The 17,349-nt window shown below is 64.0% G+C and carries 13 protein-coding genes; 11 read left to right on the top strand and 2 right to left on the bottom strand.

The window, feature by feature from the left end; genetic code table 11:
- Nucleotides 1-3 precede the first annotated feature (3 nt).
- A complete protein-coding gene (locus VMP31_RS01490; protein WP_325503348.1) occupies nt 4-2,754 on the bottom strand; it encodes an LPS-assembly protein LptD in 2,751 nt (916 codons plus the stop codon).
- Nucleotides 2,755-2,880: 126 nt separating this feature from the next.
- Between VMP31_RS01490 and VMP31_RS01485 the strand changes: the two genes are divergently transcribed.
- Genes VMP31_RS01485 through VMP31_RS01475 form a run of 3 tightly spaced genes read left to right on the top strand, consistent with a single transcriptional unit; the run spans nt 2,881 to nt 5,346 of the window.
- A complete protein-coding gene (locus tag VMP31_RS01485) occupies nt 2,881-3,906 on the top strand; it encodes an aminoglycoside phosphotransferase family protein (protein WP_325503346.1) in 1,026 nt (341 codons plus the stop codon).
- On the top strand, nt 3,903-4,580 hold the full coding sequence (gene murU / locus VMP31_RS01480; RefSeq protein WP_325503344.1) for an N-acetylmuramate alpha-1-phosphate uridylyltransferase MurU: 678 nt from the start codon (nt 3,903-3,905) through the stop codon (nt 4,578-4,580). The genes VMP31_RS01485 and murU overlap by 4 nt, the downstream gene beginning before the upstream one ends.
- 1 nt (nt 4,581) lies before the next feature.
- Nucleotides 4,582-5,346 carry a DnaJ domain-containing protein gene (locus tag VMP31_RS01475; protein WP_325503989.1) on the top strand — a complete coding sequence of 255 codons (765 nt, stop codon included), beginning with the start codon at nt 4,582-4,584 and terminating at the stop codon, nt 5,344-5,346.
- Between the two features lie 214 nt (nt 5,347-5,560).
- On the opposite strand, the gene VMP31_RS01470 is transcribed toward VMP31_RS01475, so the two are convergent.
- Complete coding sequence (locus tag VMP31_RS01470) at nt 5,561-6,559, bottom strand: alpha/beta hydrolase family protein (protein ID WP_325503342.1); 999 nt, start codon at nt 6,557-6,559, stop codon at nt 5,561-5,563.
- A 214-nt stretch (nt 6,560-6,773) separates the two neighbouring features.
- Here VMP31_RS01470 and VMP31_RS01465 point away from each other — a divergent pair, with 214 nt between their 5' ends.
- From VMP31_RS01465 to gabT, 8 genes are all read left to right on the top strand, one after another.
- Complete coding sequence (locus VMP31_RS01465) at nt 6,774-9,110, top strand: PAS domain-containing sensor histidine kinase (RefSeq protein WP_414705415.1); 2,337 nt, start codon at nt 6,774-6,776, stop codon at nt 9,108-9,110.
- On the top strand, nt 9,107-9,736 hold the full coding sequence (locus VMP31_RS01460; protein ID WP_325503340.1) for a response regulator transcription factor: 630 nt from the start codon (nt 9,107-9,109) through the stop codon (nt 9,734-9,736). The genes VMP31_RS01465 and VMP31_RS01460 overlap by 4 nt, the downstream gene beginning before the upstream one ends.
- 162 nt (nt 9,737-9,898) lie before the next feature.
- Nucleotides 9,899-11,008 carry an ABC transporter ATP-binding protein gene (locus VMP31_RS01455; RefSeq protein ID WP_325503338.1) on the top strand — a complete coding sequence of 370 codons (1,110 nt, stop codon included), beginning with the start codon at nt 9,899-9,901 and terminating at the stop codon, nt 11,006-11,008.
- A 44-nt stretch (nt 11,009-11,052) separates the two neighbouring features.
- Entirely contained in the window at nt 11,053-12,087 is a 1,035-nt protein-coding gene (locus tag VMP31_RS01450) for an ABC transporter substrate-binding protein (RefSeq protein WP_414705414.1), read from the top strand.
- A gap of 119 nt (nt 12,088-12,206) precedes the next feature.
- Nucleotides 12,207-13,466 (top strand): ABC transporter permease, encoded by a 1,260-nt coding sequence (locus VMP31_RS01445; protein WP_325503336.1) that lies wholly within the window; start codon nt 12,207-12,209, stop codon nt 13,464-13,466.
- A gap of 194 nt (nt 13,467-13,660) precedes the next feature.
- On the top strand, nt 13,661-14,488 hold the full coding sequence (locus VMP31_RS01440) for an ABC transporter permease (RefSeq protein WP_325503334.1): 828 nt from the start codon (nt 13,661-13,663) through the stop codon (nt 14,486-14,488).
- Nucleotides 14,489-14,518: 30 nt separating this feature from the next.
- Nucleotides 14,519-15,970 (top strand): NADP-dependent succinate-semialdehyde dehydrogenase, encoded by a 1,452-nt coding sequence (gene gabD / locus VMP31_RS01435; protein ID WP_325503983.1) that lies wholly within the window; start codon nt 14,519-14,521, stop codon nt 15,968-15,970.
- A 98-nt stretch (nt 15,971-16,068) separates the two neighbouring features.
- A complete protein-coding gene (gene gabT / locus VMP31_RS01430) occupies nt 16,069-17,349 on the top strand; it encodes a 4-aminobutyrate--2-oxoglutarate transaminase (protein WP_325503332.1) in 1,281 nt (426 codons plus the stop codon).

Below are 17,349 nucleotides of genomic sequence, written 5' to 3'. Positions count from 1 at the left end.
CAATCAGAAAGCTTTGTCTTCACGTTCACGATAACCTTGAATGCCTTCGTCGAGGAAAGTCTCGACCTTATTACCCACTACACCGCCCAGACCCTTGAGTACGATCTGCAGGAAGATGCCACGATCCGGCTCGTCGTTGAGCGAGGGATTCAGGCTGACTTCGTCGTAGTCGATCCAGTAACGGTTGATCAGGCGCAGTTTCCAGCAGCAGCTGTCGTACTCGAAGCCGGCGAAGGCCTCCAGGGTACGGTCGCGGCCGTAGTCATACTGCCAGCGGGAAATCACGCTCCACTGCGGCACGATCGGCCAGATGACCGAGAAATCGTGCTGACTGATCTTGTAGTAGTCCTTGATGTAGTTGGGAGAGCCTTCGGTGCCATAGTCCGGATTGTTGGTCCAGGTGGCGCTGTCGCGGTCATAGCGCATGGTGTCGTTTTTATAACGATACCCGGCGTTGACCACCTTGTTCGGATTGTCTTCGGGCTGGTAGTGGAACATCGCGCTACCCGAACGAGTCCTGTGAGTATCCGGGTCCCAGTTGAAGTCCGAGCTCAGGCGCCAGTCGCGGTTGAAGCGATACATATACTGCAGCGCATAAGGCGACTGCGAGGTCTGTGCGTCCGGGCGGGTACGGTAGTCGATGCCCGGCATCTGTACCTTGCGGTCTTCGAAGTAGAAGGCCTGGCCGATGCTGAAGCGCTGGCGCTCGAAGCCGTTGCTTTCGATCCAGCGGTTGGTTACGCCCAGCGACAGTTTGTTCTCGTCGCCGATACGGTCCTTGCCGGAGAAACGGTTCTCGCGGAACAGCGAGGCGTAGTTGAAGGTGCTTTCGCTGGTGTCGAACACCGGGATATCGGTCTGGTCTTCCTCGGGAACATTAAGGTAGAACAGGCGCGGTTCCAGGGTCTGGCGGTAGTTTTTGCCGAACCATTGGGTGTCGCGGTCGAAGTACAGGCCGCTGTCCAGGCTAAACATGCCAACGCCACGCGTCTGGCTGCTCTTGTAGCTCTGTTCGGCCAGCAGGCTGTTCTTGCCCTGGCTATCCAGACTCAGGTCGTAGTTGGTGTGCAGGTATTTGACCTTGGGCGTAAGGAAGCCCCAACTCCAGTTCAGCGGCAGGCTGACAGCGGGCTCAACATGCAGGCGCTCACCATTGGCGCGGGCCAGGCCGCGCAGGCGAGTGTCGTACCAAGGCTCGTCATCTGGCTGGTAATTACCCGAGCGCAGGTTGCGATCGAAATGCACATACTCGGTGCCGTAGCTGATATTCAGCCCCGCCGGCTCGAAGGGCAGCTTGCCGTCCAGAGTCAGCTGCGGCAGACGGTTGTACGGCGTGACGTCGGTGATATTGGCCAGTTCGTAGGCGTGAGCATTGAGACGCGCCGTGTAGCCGTTGCCGCGATAGGTCAGGGTGCCGCGCTGATCGACATAGCTGGTGGAGCCGATGCCGAGGTCGCTGTCCAGATCCTGGAAGTAATAAGGATCGCTGATGTCGGTGTAGTCGACCTCGGCCAGCAGGCGCGAGTCCAGACCGGTCTTGTGCTGCCAGCTGTACATCCAGCGCTGGTCTTCATACTCGGACTGCAGCTTGCGATCGTCGTTGCTGTCGTCGAGGTAGGCCGCGCCGAACTGACCTTCGCTGCTTTTGGTCAGGTAGCGGAACTCGCCTTCCATCAACAGACCACGGTCGGTCATATAGGTCGGGTAGAGCGTGGCATCGTAGTTCGGTGCCAGGTTGAAGTAATACGGCGTTTGCAGGCTCAGGCCATTGTCACTGGAGCTGCTGAGGCTCGGTGGCAAGAAGCCGGACTGGCGGCGATCGTCGATCGGGAAATAGATATAGGGGGTGTAGAACACCGGAATGTTCTTCACCCGTAGGGTCACGTTGGTCGCGGTGCCGAAACCGGTAGCCGGGTTCAGGGTGACGTTGTTGCCCTTCAGGTGCCAGGCATTGCTGCCCGGTTCACAGCTGGTATAGGTGCCGTCTTTCAGGCGGATAACAGCGCTTTCTTCACGCTTGGCGTAGAGCGCGCTACCGCGGGTATGGCTCTTGTGCAGCACATACTCGGCGTTCTCGACCTTGGCTTCGCCGTTGTCCAGTTGCAGCTCGGCGCGGTCGCCGACCACCAGCATGCCCTGGTCGCGCAGGCGCACGTTGCCGATCAGCTCGCCGCGGTTTTCCGCCTGATGCAGGTTGGCTTCGTCGGCTTCGATCTGCATACCGGCCTGGCGCAACACCACATCGCCGGCCAGAGTGGCGACTTGCTCTTCCTGCTCATAGCGCGAAGCCTTGGCCGAAACGAACATCGGCGATTCGTCCATCGGCGTGGTGTCGTCCATGCCGGGCCGCTGCGGCTCGACATAGGCACCGGCGCAGTACGGACCGGCCTCGGCCAGCTGCGCCGCGCTGAGGTTTTCTCGCGGCACCCAGTCAAGGTGGCTATAGTCGGCACTGCGCGAGGCCAGACCTTTGCCACGGCTTTCGGTGACCAGGGTCGTTTTAGCGACTTCTTCCTGGGCCTGGCCGCCGCTACTGGCGTCAGCACCGGCTACCGTCGCACGCGGCGCTGGTCGTGCCGGCAAGGCTGCCGCACTGGCTTTAGGCGCGCACGCCCAACCGCCAGAGGCGGAAACCTGGCAGTCATACTGCTCGGCCGCGAATGCGAAAGGAACGGCTACGGGCTGCAGCGCCAGAAGGCTGCCAGTGACCAGTAGAGGGAATTTTTTACGAAACGCGGGGTATTTTACTGCCATCTTATTTTTTCCGGGCTTCCTGCGCGCCATTGGCCCTGAGGCCGCACGCCTCTCGATGGGCTTGAAAAGATGCTGGATAATAAAGCATGACCCGCGCAACGGCTAGCGCCGTCGGAGACCCTTGTAATGCCTGATCAAGATGTACGCCTGAAACACCTGGAAAACTGGCTCCAACCACAACTGGCTGCGCTGTTTGCGGCACACGGCTGGGGCGCTGTACCCGCGGCCACGCTGACCTCTGCCAGCAGCGACGCGAGCTTTCGGCGTTATTTCCGCTGGCAGGCTGGCGAGCGCAGCCTGATCGTGATGGATGCGCCACCGCCGCAGGAAAACTGCGCGCCCTTCGTCAATATCGCCGCCTTGCTGGCCGAGGCGAGCCTTAATGTGCCGCAGATTCTCGCTGCCGACCTGGAACATGGCTTTCTCTTGCTTAACGATCTGGGCCGGCAAACCTATCTGGATGTGATTACCGCGGAGAATGCCGACCCCCTGTTCGCCGATGCTCTGCAGGCGCTGCTGGCCCTGCAGCAGTTGCCGCTGGACCGCGGGCTGCCGAGTTACGACGAGGCCTTGCTACGCCGCGAACTGCAGCTGTTCCCCGAGTGGTATGTGCAGCGCCATCTGGGTATCGAGTTCGACGCGACTCAGCAGGCGGCGTGGCAGCGGGTCAGCCAATTGCTGATCGACAGCGCCCTGGCTCAGCCCAAGGTGCTGGTGCATCGCGACTATATGCCGCGCAATCTGATGCACAGCGCGCCCAACCCGGGCGTGCTGGATTTTCAGGATGCGGTCTACGGCCCAGTGACCTATGACGTCACCAGCCTGTTCAAGGATGCCTTCTTGAGCTGGCCCGAGGCGCGGGTACGCGGCTGGCTGGAAAATTACTGGCAACAGGCGCGGGCCGCGGGTGTCCCGGTGCAGGCTGAGTTTGAGGGTTTCTTGCGCGCCAGCGATCTGATGGGGGTACAGCGCCACCTCAAGGTCATCGGGATATTCGCGCGCATCTGCCATCGCGATGGCAAACCCAGATACCTGGGCGATGTGCCGCGTTTCTTTACCTATATAGAAGCAGTGTTGGCGCGGCGGCCGGAACTGGCTGAGTTGGGTGAGTTGCTGGCCAGCCTGCCGCGCGTCGCCCAGGTGCCAGCATGAAGGCGATGATCCTGGCGGCAGGCAAAGGCGAGCGCCTGCGCCCACTGACCCTGCATACGCCCAAACCGCTGGTGAAAGCCGGCGGTGTGCCACTGATCGAGTACCACCTGCGTGGCCTGGCTGCCGCCGGTTTTACCGAGGTGGTGATCAACCATGCCTGGCTTGGCCAGCAGATCGAGGACCATCTGGGGGATGGCGTACGCTTGGGCTTGAGCATTGCCTATTCGGCCGAGGGCGAGCCGTTGGAGACCGGCGGCGGTATTTTTCAGGCCCTGCCGCTGCTGGGCGATCAACCGTTTGTACTGGTCAATGGCGATATCTTTACTGACTACCCCTTCGCCGAGTTGCGCCTCCCGCTCGCCGGTCTGGCCCATCTGGTGCTGGTGGATAACCCGGGGCATCACCAGGCGGGGGATTTCTGCCTGCGCGATGGTCAGGTTGACGATGCTCAGTCAGGCCAGGACCAACCGTGTCTGACCTACAGCGGTATCGCCGTGCTCTCGCCTGCCTTGTTTGATGGTTGCCAGGCCGGTGCCTTCAAGTTGGCACCGCTGCTGCGTGCAGCCATGGCCCGTGGGCAGGTCAGTGGTGAACGCTTTGCCGGCTGCTGGGTGGATGTTGGCACCCACGAGCGGCTTGCCGAAGTCGAGCAACTGCTCGCGGCGAGGCACTGAGGTGCTCTGGCCGGTCACCGTGCTGGGGGCTGTCACGGGCCTGGCGATCGCCAGCATTCCCGGGGCTCTGCTGGGCGGTTTGCTCGGCCAGGTGCTGGACCGGCGCCTGCGCCTGAGCAACTGGGCAGCCCTGCGCGAGCGACTCGGCGGCAAGGCCGCGCCGCGTGATGACGAGCTGCTGTTTATCCTTATCGGCCGCCTGGCCAAGTGCGACGGCCGGGTGTTGCAGGTGCATATCCAGCAGACCCGTTCGGAAATGCAGCGCCTGGGCCTGGATACCGAGGCGCAGCGCCGGGCCATTGCCGCCTTTGCCCGGGGCAAGACTGGTCGCGATAACCTGCGCGCACCGCTGCGGCGTCAGCGCGCCCATAGCGACGCGATATTGCGCGCCTGTTGGCGCATGGCCTGGGTCGATGGACGGGTCAGCCAGGCCGAGCGCGAGCTGATTCTGCTGTGGGGAAAATGGCTGGACGTGCCCGCGGCCGCCCAGCAAGCGCTGAGCGATGCCTATGCGCCGCGCCAGCAGGGGCCATTGGCGTCGACGCTCGGCAGCGGTTACCAGCAGGCCCTGACATTGCTGGGGGTGGCGGTTGATGCGGAGCCGGCGCAGATCAAGAAGGCCTATCGTCGTCTGTTGAGCCGCCATCACCCGGACAAGCTGGCCGGCAGCGGGGCAACCCCGGAGCGGGTGCGCGAAGCCACCGAACGCACCCGTGAACTGCATCAGGCCTATGACCTGATTCGCCAGCGTCAGGGCTTTCGCTAGGCCATGTAGCCGTTACGATTAGCCCCCTCATCCGAACGCGGCCCGCCCTAGCCCCTCTCCCGGAGGGCGAGGAGAGCAAACCGCGCCTGACACTACAGCGCGTAAAAGGTACATAGTTTTTCGTTAGGCCATGCACCAATAGCCTGTGCCGCTGAGCGTGAGCAGGCCTGGGGCCGTAGGGTGCGCTGTGCGCACCAACGTTCGTTGCCTGCCTTTACTTGGCCTGAATCTTTAGCGTCAGCCAGCCCCTGATGCGGCGATACAGCTGTTCATGTTCCGCCTCGAGGTTGCCGGGCAGGGCCTTCATCGCGATCTGGATATAGGTTGGGTGCTTCTGTCGTTTGCTCGCCTGCATGCGCCGGGTGGCGGCCTGGCGGTCGAGCAGTTGGTCCTTGTAGTAGAAGTCGCCGGTGGCCAGTTGCAGTTGCGGGATCAGCTCATCCAGCGGTGGGGTATAGCCGGCGGGCACGCTGGCGGCCACCACCAGCAGATTGCGAACCTCGGCTGGCTGGCGTTCGGCCAGGTAGCGGGCGGCCCAGTAGGCACCGCTGCCATGGCCGAGCAAAACGATACTTCTGGCCTGTTGCTCGGCGGCAAAGGCGATTGCCGACTCGATCCGTGTCAGCACCCGTTCGGCGTGGGCCTTTTGCTGTTCTTGCGCCGTGGGCGGTGCGTCTGCCGCCGGGGCCGGTACGGGCTCTTCGGCGCTAGCTGGCGCGCTGTCCTGCACCTCTTCCTGCGCGGTATCGACGCTGACCGGCGCGGGCTCGGCGACCAGTTCGGTGCTGCGCGGCGTAGGCATGTCGCTGTTGGGGTCCGGCAGGCTCAGGCTCAGGCTGTGCCAGCCGGCGTTGGGCAGTTTTCGCCGCAGCGGGCCGACACTCTGGGCGCTGTCGGGGTTGCCATCGTCCCCCGGCAGAAGAATCACCACGCCGCTGGGCGTGCCGACATTGGCCGGCAGCCAGAGCGCGAGAAAGCGCTCATCCGCCGCCTGCAGGTGCTGCTGCTCCTTGGTCTGCAGGCGCTGTTCGAGGGCCAGGGCCTCGGCCTCACTGCGCTCGGCGAGGGGCGGGCGCTGCAGCTCCTCGGCTGCCGGGTCCGGCTGCTCGCCGCTGGTTGTGTCCGGGGCGGTCTGCTGGGCCAGCAGCGGTGTGGCCAGCAGCGTCAGCAGCAGGGTCGAGGTTGCCGTCAGGCTGGGGATCAAGCGGGGCATCGGGCATTCCTCGATAAGGTTGGGCCCTCAGAGCCTAATCCCTGGGCGTGTCTTTGTCAGGTGTGGGTTGGTCTTAGCAGGCGAAGACTGGAGTAAGGTATGACGCAGAGGGGCTCAAGCCCCCTGGTGGTCAATTTTCAGGAGTGTCCCGGCGTTGTCACGCATTTTGCTTTTTCTCTTTTTGTGGCCCGCGGCGCTCTGGGCGGACAGCTCGGTGTTGCCGTTGCGTCCGGCTTTTAACGCCGAACAGCGCAGCTGGTTACAGGCCCATGACGAGCTGCGCGTGGGGCTGATCATGCAGGCACCCTGGGCACAGTTCGACCGTCGCCAGCAGCGCCTGTCCGGAGCCAATGTCGAGCTGATGAGCCGGCTGCTGCAGGGCATGGGGGTAAAGCCGCAATGGCTGCGCTTTACCGATCAGGATGAGCTGGAGGCGGCCCTGCAGCGCGGCGAGGTGGACCTGGCCCCGGGGCTGCAACAGACGCCTAAGGGCTTGCGCCGCTGGCTGTATTCGGACCCCTATATGCGCGTGCCGCACCTGGTGGTGGGCGAGCGGCGCGGTAGCAGCGCGGTGGATCTGGACCGGGTTGGCCGCGACGAAAAGGTTGCCCTGCGTTCGCCCAGTGCGGTGGTGGAATACCTGCGCAACACCCACGGCAACCTGGAGCTGCAGGCGGTGGGCAGCGAACGCAGTGCGCTGAATCTGCTGCTGCGTCAGGAGGTCAGCTATGCGGTGGTGGATGAGGCGCGCCTGAGCCTGTTGCTGCGCGAGCCGCAATTCGCCGGCCTGAGCATCGTCGGCGATATCGGCCTGCCGCAGCTGTTGCGTATTGCCAGTCGGCGCGATGCACCGATCCTTGCCGAGATCGTCGAGCAAACCCTGCAGGCTCTGCCTGGCGGCGAGCTGGAGCGGTTGCAGGAACGCTGGTTTCCGCTCAATACCCGCCAGCTCGGCAACCCTCTGGCGTTCTGGAAAGGCCTGGCCCTGCTGCTCGCTATCGGCGGGCTGGCGGCCTGCGCGATCATCCTGCATCTACGCCAGCAACGCCGTAGCCTGGAGCGTCAGCTGCTCGCTGCGCGTACCGTACTGAGCCAGCGCGAGGTGGCCGAGCAGGCCCTGCGCCTTAGCCAGTTCTCCATCGACCACAGCACCGTGGGCATCCTCTGGGTCAACTGGGACAGCCATGTGCGCTATGCCAACCTGGCCGCCGAACGCATGCTCGGTTATGCCGTGGGGGCGCTGGTGGACCTGCCGCTGGCGCGCCTGGAGCCGAGCCTGAGTATGGACCGCTGGCTCAGCCTGTGGCGTCAGGCCCGTGGCAGCGACGAGGCCATGCCGGGGTTCGAGATCGACTGCCAGCGCGCGGACGGCAGCCGTTTGCCGGTGGATATTTCCCTGAGTTTTCTGCGCTTCGACCAATCCGAATACCTGGTGGTGTTTCTCACTGACGTCACCGAGCGGCGGCGCACCCAAGCCGCCTTGCAGGAAAGTGAGGCGCGCCTCAAGGGCATTGCCGGCAATGTTCCGGGCCTGGTGTTTCGTCTGGAGCGGGCCGCTGCCGAGCAGGCGGTGGAGTTCGCCTATATCAGCGAAGCCAGCCAGGATCTGGTGGGCTACCCCGCCGCCGAACTGCAGCGCGCCGATCGCGGCATTCGCAGCCTGGTGCACCCCGAGGATCAGGCCAGCTATCGTCGTACCCAGGATGCCGCCCTGCTCGGCGACAGCGACTGGCAGTGGCAGGGGCGCATCCTCACCCGCGCCGGGCAACTGCGCTGGGCCGATATCAAGGCCACCGCCCGCCGCCTCGGCGCAGGGCGGGTGGTGTGGGACGGGATCGTCTGGGACATCACCGAGAACAAGCAGGTGGAGCTGGAACTGGCCGACTCCCGCGCACGTCTACGCGAACTGGCCGCCCACCTGGAGAGCGTGCGCGAGGAGGAGAAGGCGCGTATCGCCCGCGAGGTGCACGACGAACTGGGCCAGGTACTGACCGTACTCAAGCTGGAAACCGCCATGTGCGAGCTGGCCTTCGCCGGCCAGGTCGAGGGTCTGGATGAGCGTCTGGGCAGCATGAAGAAACTGATCGCTCAGCTGTTCCAGCTGGTGCGCGATGTGGCCACCGCCCTGCGCCCGCCGATTCTCGATGCCGGTATCGCCTCGGCTATCGAGTGGCAGGTGCGGCGCTTCGAGGCGCGTACGCAGATCCCCTGTCTGGTGGACGTGCCGGATAACCTGCCGCCGCTCAGCGACGCCAAGGCCATCGGCCTATTCCGTATTCTTCAGGAAGCCCTGACCAATGTGATGCGCCACGCCGGTGCCCATAGCGTGCAGGTCTACCTGCGGGTTGAGGACGGCGAGCTGTGCCTATGCGTGATCGACGACGGCAAGGGCTTCGCCCCCGAGCAGCGCAAGGCGGGGCAGTCCTTCGGCCTGGTCGGCATGCAGGAGCGGGTTTTTATGCTCGGCGGCTGTTTGCAGATTGACAGCCAGCCGGGGGAGGGGACTACGCTGCTGGCGCGGGTGGCCCTGGATGAGGAGGTAACGACGTGATTCGGGTATTGGTGGCAGAGGACCACGCCATCGTGCGTGAGGGCATCAAGCAGCTGATCGGCATGGCGCGCGACCTCGAGGTGGTGGGGGAGGCGAGCAATGGCGAGCAGTTGCTGGAAACCCTGCGCAAGGTCGAGTGCGACGTGGTTCTGCTGGATATCTCCATGCCCGGGGTCAATGGCCTTGAGGCCATTCCGCGGATCCGCGCCCTGACCCGGCCGCCGGCGATTCTGGTGCTGTCCATGCACGACGAGGCGCAGATGGCCGCCCGCGCCCTGAAGATCGGGGCCGCCGGCTACGCCACCAAGGACAGCGACCCGGCACTGCTGATTGCGGCGATCCGCAAGGTGGCCGGGGGCGGGCGCTATATCGACCCCGAACTGGCCGACCGCATGGTCTTCGAGGTCGGCCTGACCGATTCGCGGCCGCCCCATGCGCAGCTGTCCGAACGCGAGTTCTCGGTGTTCGAGCGCCTGGTGCGCGGCGAAGGGGTCAACGATATCGCCCTGCACCTGGCGGTCAGCAACAAGACCGTGAGCACCCACAAGGCGCGTCTGATGCAGAAACTCGGCATCCATTCGGTGGCCGATTTGGTGCGCTATGCCATGGAGCACAAGCTCCTCTAAAGGCGCAATGGCCCAGTAAAGCCCTCGGATTTGTAGGGCAATCCCTACGCCAAGTTCTCCGCTCGCCTGATACAAGGTTGTCATCCCGCCCGATTCTGCTGGCCGTGCATCACCCCTAGTCTTGTACTCAACAGCGTGCAGACAACAACAAAGGGTGTGGCGATGACCGGGTCTCAGGCAAGCGATGTGTTGGTGAGCTTTCGTGGCGTGCAGAAGAGCTACGACGGCGAAAACCTGATCGTCAAAGATCTCAATCTGGATATCCGTAAGGGCGAGTTCCTCACCCTGCTGGGTCCCTCCGGTTCGGGTAAGACCACCAGCCTGATGATGCTGGCCGGTTTCGAAACCCCCACCGCCGGCGAAATCCTCCTCGACGGTCGCTCCCTCAACCGCCTGCCGCCGCACAAGCGCGACATCGGCATGGTGTTCCAGAACTACGCCCTGTTCCCCCATATGACCGTGGCCGAAAACCTCGCCTTCCCCCTGAGCGTACGCGGCATGTCGCGTACCGACAGCACCGAGCGGGTCAAGAAGGCCCTGTCCATGGTTCAGCTCGACAGCTTCCGCAATCGCTATCCGGGTCAGCTCTCCGGCGGCCAGCAGCAGCGCGTGGCCTTGGCCCGCGCCCTGGTTTTCGAGCCGCAGCTGGTGCTGATGGACGAACCCCTGGGGGCCCTGGACAAGCAGCTGCGCGAGCATATGCAGATGGAGATCAAGCACCTGCACCAGCGTCTCGGCGTGACCGTGGTCTACGTCACCCATGACCAGGGCGAGGCGCTGACCATGTCCGATCGGGTTGCGGTGTTCCACCAGGGCGAGATCCAGCAGATCGCCGACCCGCGCACCCTCTACGAGCAGCCGAGCAACACCTTCGTCGCCAACTTTATCGGCGAGAACAACCGCATCAGCGGCCAGCTGCTCAGCCAGGACGGCGATCGCTGCCTGATCGGCCTGAGTCGCGGCGAGCAGATCGAGGCCCTGGCGGTGAACGTCGGCGCGATTGGCGAGCAGGTCACCCTGTCGATCCGTCCCGAACGCGTGCGCCTCAATGGCCATAGCGAGGCCTGCCGCAACCGTTTCTCCGGGCGGGTGGCCGAGTTCATCTACCTGGGCGACCACGTGCGCATTCGCATGGAGGTCTGCGGCAAGAGCGATTTCTACGTCAAGCAGCCGGTGGCCGAGCTGGACGTAGAACTAAGCGTCGGCGATCTGGTGCCGTTGGGCTGGCATGTCGAACATGCCCGCGCCCTCGACCCGCTGCAGCCGGACTGAGTGATTAAAACCTGACCCCATGTGACACAGAGGAGATTACAACAATGATGAAATCCCTGAAGCTCGCGGCCCTGGCTGCTGGCGTGGCCTGTGCAATGCCGGCGCTGGCGGCCGATCTGACCGCCATCTCGTTTGGCGGCGCGAGCAAGGACGCGCAGGTCAAGGCCTTCTACGAACCCTTCGAGAAGACCACCGGCAACAAGATTATCGCCGGCGAATATAACGGTGAAATGGCCCGGGTCAAGGCCATGGTCGATACCCGCAGCGTCAGCTGGAACCTGGTGGAAGTGGAGTCCCCGGAGCTGGCCCGCGGCTGTGACGAGGGGTTGTTCGAAAACCTCGATCCGGCCCAGTTCGGCAACCCCGACGACTTTATCCAGGGGGCCATTCAGCCCTGCGGCGTAGGTTTCTTCGTCTGGTCCACGGTGCTCGCCTATAACGCCGACAAACTGGCCAGCGCGCCAAGCGGCTGGGCCGATTTCTGGGACGTCAAACAGTTCCCCGGCAAGCGTGGCCTGCGCAAGGGTGCCAAATACACCCTGGAGTTCGCCCTGATGGCCGACGGCGTTGCGCCGACCGAGGTGTACAAGGTGCTGGCGACCCGCGATGGCGTCGACCGGGCTTTCCGCAAGCTTGACGAGCTCAAACCGCATATCCAGTGGTGGGAAGCCGGTGCTCAGCCGCCGCAGTACCTGGCCTCGGGTGATGTGGTGATGAGTTCGGCCTACAACGGCCGGATCGCCGCCGTGCAGGCCGAGAGCAACCTGCAGGTGGTGTGGGCCGGCGGTATCTATGACTTCGACTCCTGGGCCATCCCCCGCGGTGCGAAGAATCAGGAAGAGGCCAAGCAGTTTATTGCCTTCGCGGTACAGCCCGAGGCGCAGAAGGTCTTTTCGGAAAACATCGCCTATGGTCCGGCCAACAAAAAGGCCATCGACCTGCTGGCACCGGAGCGTCTCAACGTGATGCCCACCACCCCTGAAAACATCAAGGACCAGGTGGCCATCGACGTGGTGTTCTGGGCCGACTACGGCGAGCAGCTGGAGCAGCGCTTTAACGCCTGGGCCGCACGCAACTAGCCCATTGGCTGCAGCTGGCCAGCGTGCCGACTGCAGCCTGCTTTACCCACCGCGTTGCCCCGGGCAGCGCGACCTGAATTCCTAGCCGCACTATGCGGTGCCTGCCTGCGGAGTTGTCCATGGCCAGTGTCCTGTCAGCCGCCGATAACGATTTTCAAGGCCCCGGCCCCAGCCTCAAACAGAAGCTGGCCCGTGCCGAGCGCTTCAATCGCCTGAAGTCCAAGGCCTTGATCCTGCCGCTGCTGGTGTTTCTGCTGCTGACCTTTATCGTGCCGATCGTGGCACTGCTCTGGCGCAGCGTGGACAACCCCGAAGTCATCACCAGCCTGCCGCGTACCGTCGAGGCCATCGAGCAGTGGAGCGGCAAGGCGCTGCCCGGCGAGCCGGTGTACCGCGCCATGGCCCTGGATATAGTCGCCGCGCGCAGCCAGCAGACCCTGGGCGATCTGTCCAAGCGGCTGAATATGGAAGTGGCCGGTTACCGCAGCCTGATCAACGTCACGGCGCGAGCCATGCCGTTCGCCAGCGAGCCGGAGTCCTACAAGGCCGCGCTGGAGAACCTCGACGAGCGCTGGGGTGACCCGGCCTACTGGCAGGTGGTCAAGCGCAATACCAGCAGCATCACGCCTTATTACCTGCTGGCGGCCCTGGACCACCGCATCGACGACCTCGGTGAACTGGCCAGTGCCAGCCCGGACCAGGCCATCTACCTGGACATCTTCGTGCGCACCTTCTGGATGAGTCTGGTGATTACCGCCATCTGTCTGGTGCTGGCCTACCCACTGGCCTACCTGCTGGCCAACCTGCCGACTCGGCAGAGCAACCTGCTGATGATTTTGGTGCTGCTGCCGTTCTGGACCTCGATCCTGGTGCGGGTGGCGGCCTGGATCGTGCTGCTGCAGTCCGGCGGCTTGATCAACAGTGCGCTGATGTCTGTCGGCATTATTGATGAGCCGCTGCAGCTGGTGTTCAACCGCAGCGGGGTCTATATCGCCATGGTGCACATCATGCTGCCGTTTATGATCCTGCCGATCTACAGCGTGATGAAGGGCATCTCGCCAACCTATATGCGCGCCGCGGTGTCCCTGGGCTGCCATCCGTTTGCCAGCTTCTGGCGGGTGTACTTCCCGCAGACCCTGGCCGGGGTCGGGGCGGGCTGCCTGCTGGTGTTTATCCTGTCGATTGGCTACTACATCACCCCGGCGCTGCTGGGCAGCCCGAACGATCAGATGATCAGCTACTTCGTCGCCTTCTATACCAACAGCTCGATCAACTGGGGCATGGCCACGGCCCTCGGCGGCCTGCTGCTCGGTGCCACCCTGGTGCTCTACGTGGTGTACAGCTGGCTGGTCGGTGCCAGCAAGTTGCGGCTGGCTTAAAAAAACATCCTGCGCAGCAGGCATCTGATGCCCCTCTCCCCCCGGGAGAGGGTGCCCGCAGGGCGGGTGAGGGATAGTAGGCGCTACACGATCCGCTTCTGTTTCTCGGCCCGCAGGGCGGGTGAGGGATCGCAAGCGTTACACGGTCCGCTTTTGCTTCTCGGCTCCACCTAAAGATTGATTGGAGAACCTTTATGCTCAGCCCCTATATGTCGCCCATCGAACGCATCTGGTACTACAGCCTGCGCAGCCTCTGCGGCCTGGTGCTGCTGTTTCTGATCCTGCCGGTGCTGGTGATCATTCCGCTGTCGTTCAACTCCGGCAGCTTTCTGGTCTACCCGCTGCAGGGCTTTTCCCTGCGCTGGTACGAAGACTTCTTTACCTCCGCTGACTGGATGCGCTCGCTGAAGAACAGCCTGATCATCGCTCCGGCGGCCACGGCATTGGCCATGGTCTTCGGCACCCTGGCGGCCATCGGCCTGACTCGCGGCGAGTTCCGTGGCAAGGCCCTGGTGATGAGCCTGCTGATCTCGCCCATGGTGGTGCCGGTGGTGATCGTTGGTGTGGCCAGCTACCTGTTCTTCGCCCCGATGGGTTTGGGTAACAGCTACCTGTCGCTGATCGTGGTGCACGCCGTGCTCGGGGTGCCCTTCGTGATCATCACCGTGTCGGCCACCCTGCAGGGCTTCAACCATAACCTGGTGCGCGCCGCGGCCAGCCTCGGTGCCTCGCCGCTGACCGCCTTCCGCCGGGTGACCCTGCCGCTGATTGCGCCTGGGGTGATCAGCGGTGCGCTGTTCGCCTTCGCCACCTCCTTCGACGAGGTGGTGGTGACCCTGTTTCTCGCCGGCCCCGAGCAGGCCACCCTGCCGCGGCAGATGTTCAGCGGTATCCGCGAGAACCTCTCGCCGACCATCGCCGCCGCGGCGACCCTGCTGATCGGTTTCTCGATCCTGCTGTTGCTGACCTTGGAATGGTTGCGCGGGCGCAGCGAAAAACTGCGCACCCAGCAACCCACCTGATTCGCCGAACAACAAGAGAGCCCTATGAGCCTGCAACTCAACGACCCCAGCCTGCTGCGTCAGCAGGCCTATGTGAACGGCCAGTGGTGCGAAGCCGACAGCGGCGCGCGCACCGAGATCCTCAATCCGGCCAGCGGCGAGCTGATCGGCAGCGTGCCGAATATGGGCCGCGCGGAAACCCGTCGCGCCATCGAGGCCGCGCAAGCCGCGCAGCCGGCCTGGCGCGCGCTGACCGCCAAGGAGCGGGCGAATCGCCTGCGCCAGTGGTTCAACCTGATCATGGCCAACCAGGAAGACCTGGCGCGGATCATGACCGCCGAGCAAGGCAAACCCCTGGCCGAAGCCCGTGGCGAGATCGCCTATGCCGCCTCCTTTATCGAGTGGTTCGCCGAAGAAGCCAAACGCGCCTATGGCGATATGATTCCGGGCCATGCCCCGGACAAGCGCATCCTGGTGCAGAAAGAGCCGGTAGGCGTTACCGCCGCCATTACGCCGTGGAACTTCCCCAGCGCCATGATCACCCGCAAGGCCGGCCCGGCCCTGGCAGTGGGTTGCGCCATGGTGCTCAAGCCCGCGCCGCAAACGCCGTTCTCGGCCCTGGCCCTGGCTGCGCTGGCCGAACGCGCCGGCATCCCCGCCGGACTGCTGAGCGTGATCCCGGCCGACGTGGACGCCAGCCGCGAAGTGGGCGGCGAGCTGTGTGACAACCCCATCGTGCGCAAGCTGTCCTTTACCGGCTCCACTGGCGTCGGCATCAAACTGATGCAGCAGTGCGCGCCGACCCTGAAGAAACTCTCGCTGGAACTGGGCGGCAACGCGCCCTTTATCGTCTTCGACGACGCCGATCTGGATGCGGCAGTCGAAGGCGCGATCATCTCCAAATACCGCAACGCCGGGCAGACCTGCGTGTGCGCTAACCGCCTGTATGTGCAGGCCGGCGTGTTTGACGCCTTCGCCGCCAAGCTGCAGGCCGCGGTGGCCAAGCTCAAGGTCGGCAACGGCATGCTTGAGGGCATCACCACCGGCCCGCTGATCAATGCCGAGGCGGTGGCCAAGGTCCAGCGCCACCTGCATGACGCCCTGGAAAAGGGCGCGACCCTGCTGGCCGGCGGCAACAGCCTGGGCGGCAACTTCTTCGAACCCACCATCGTCACGGGCGTGACCGCGGAGATGGCGGTGGCCCGGGAGGAAACCTTCGGGCCGCTGGCACCGCTGTTCCGCTTTAGCGATGAGGCCGAGGTGATCCGCCAGGCCAACGACACCGAATTCGGCCTGGCCGCCTACTTCTACGCCCGCGACCTGGGCCGGGTGTTCCGCGTGGCCGAAGCTCTGGAGTACGGCATGGTCGGCATCAACACCGGTGTGATCTCCACCGAGGTGGCACCGTTCGGCGGCATGAAGTCCTCCGGTCTGGGCCGCGAAGGCTCCAAGTACGGCCTGGATGAGTATCTGGAAATCAAATATCTCTGCATGGGGATCTAGCCCGTAGGGTGTGCGGGGCCACCTAGGCCGTGCGCACCTTGTCCATTCTCCTGGTGCGCACGGCGCAACCTACCGTTCACGTTTCGTCTGAGGACCTTATGAGCAAGACCAACGAATCCCTGATGCAACGCCGCATGGCCGCCGTTCCGCGCGGTGTGGGCCAGATCCACCCGATCTTTGCCGAGTCGGCGAAGAACGCCACCGTGACCGACGTTGAAGGTCGCGAGTTTATTGATTTTGCCGGCGGTATCGCGGTGCTCAACACCGGCCACCTGCATCCGAAAGTGATTGCCGCGGTGCAAGAGCAGCTGACCAAGCTGACCCACACCTGCTTCCAGGTGTTGGCCTACGAGCCCTATGTGGAACTGTGCGAGAAGGTTGCCGCGCGCGTACCGGGCGACTTCGCCAAGAAGACCCTGCTGGTCACCACCGGCTCCGAAGCGGTGGAAAACGCCGTGAAGATTGCCCGTGCTGCCACTGGCCGCGCCGGCGTGATCGCCTTTACCGGTGGCTACCACGGTCGCACCATGATGACCCTGGGTCTGACCGGCAAGGTCGTACCTTACTCGGCAGGCATGGGCCTGATGCCCGGCGGTATCTTCCGCGCCCAGTACCCGTGCGCGCTGCATGGCGTCAGCACGGATGACGCGATCGCCAGTATCGAACGCATCTTCAAGAATGACGCAGAGCCGCGCGATATCGCCGCGATCATTATCGAGCCGGTGCAGGGCGAGGGCGGTTTCTACGTCGCGCCGAAAGACTTTATGCAGCGCCTACGCGGGCTGTGTGATCAGCACGGCATCCTGCTGATCGCCGACGAAGTGCAGACCGGTGCTGGCCGTACCGGCACCTTCTTCGCCATGGAACAGATGGGCGTCGCCGCCGACCTCACCACCTTCGCCAAATCCATCGCCGGCGGTTTCCCGGTGGCGGGCGTGTGCGGCAAGGCTGAATATATGGACGCCATCGCTCCGGGCGGTCTGGGCGGCACCTACGCCGGCAGCCCGATCGCCTGCGCCGCGGCCCTGGCCGTGATGGAAGTGTTCGAGGAAGAAAAGCTGCTGGACCGCTGCAAGGCTGTCGGCGAGCGTCTGGTCACCGGCCTTAAAGCCATCCAGACCAAGCACAAGAGCATCGGCGAGGTGCGCGCCCTCGGCGCGATGATCGCCATGGAGCTGTGCGAAGACGGCGATGTGCACAAGCCCAACGCCGCCCTGACCGGGCAGATCGTCGCCAAGGCCCGCGACAAGGGCTTGATCCTGCTGTCCTGCGGCACCTACGGCAACGTGTTGCGCGTGCTGGTGCCGCTGACCGCTGAAGACGCCCTGCTCGACAAAGGCCTGGCGATTATCGCCGAGTGCTTTGACGAACTGGCCTGA

Origin of the sequence: Pseudomonas sp. (genome assembly GCF_035512415.1) — a bacterium.
In the GTDB taxonomy this organism is placed as follows: Bacteria; Pseudomonadota; Gammaproteobacteria; order Pseudomonadales; family Pseudomonadaceae; genus Aquipseudomonas.
The sequence above is the reverse complement of the archived record's forward strand: the minus strand, read 5'-3'. Positions and strand labels throughout refer to the sequence as shown.

What these genes read in the sequence shown, in the direction of transcription:
- VMP31_RS01490 (WP_325503348.1), bottom strand. Translation starts at nt 2,754, where the DNA reads ATGGCAGTAAAATACCCCGCGTTTCGTAAAAAATTCCCTCTACTGGTC.
- VMP31_RS01485 (WP_325503346.1), top strand. Translation starts at nt 2,881, where the DNA reads ATGCCTGATCAAGATGTACGCCTGAAACACCTGGAAAACTGGCTCCAA.
- murU (WP_325503344.1), top strand. Translation starts at nt 3,903, where the DNA reads ATGAAGGCGATGATCCTGGCGGCAGGCAAAGGCGAGCGCCTGCGCCCA.
- VMP31_RS01470 (WP_325503342.1), bottom strand. Translation starts at nt 6,559, where the DNA reads ATGCCCCGCTTGATCCCCAGCCTGACGGCAACCTCGACCCTGCTGCTG.
- VMP31_RS01455 (WP_325503338.1), top strand. Translation starts at nt 9,899, where the DNA reads ATGACCGGGTCTCAGGCAAGCGATGTGTTGGTGAGCTTTCGTGGCGTG.
- VMP31_RS01450 (WP_414705414.1), top strand. Translation starts at nt 11,053, where the DNA reads ATGATGAAATCCCTGAAGCTCGCGGCCCTGGCTGCTGGCGTGGCCTGT.
- VMP31_RS01445 (WP_325503336.1), top strand. Translation starts at nt 12,207, where the DNA reads ATGGCCAGTGTCCTGTCAGCCGCCGATAACGATTTTCAAGGCCCCGGC.
- VMP31_RS01440 (WP_325503334.1), top strand. Translation starts at nt 13,661, where the DNA reads ATGCTCAGCCCCTATATGTCGCCCATCGAACGCATCTGGTACTACAGC.
- gabT (WP_325503332.1), top strand. Translation starts at nt 16,069, where the DNA reads ATGAGCAAGACCAACGAATCCCTGATGCAACGCCGCATGGCCGCCGTT.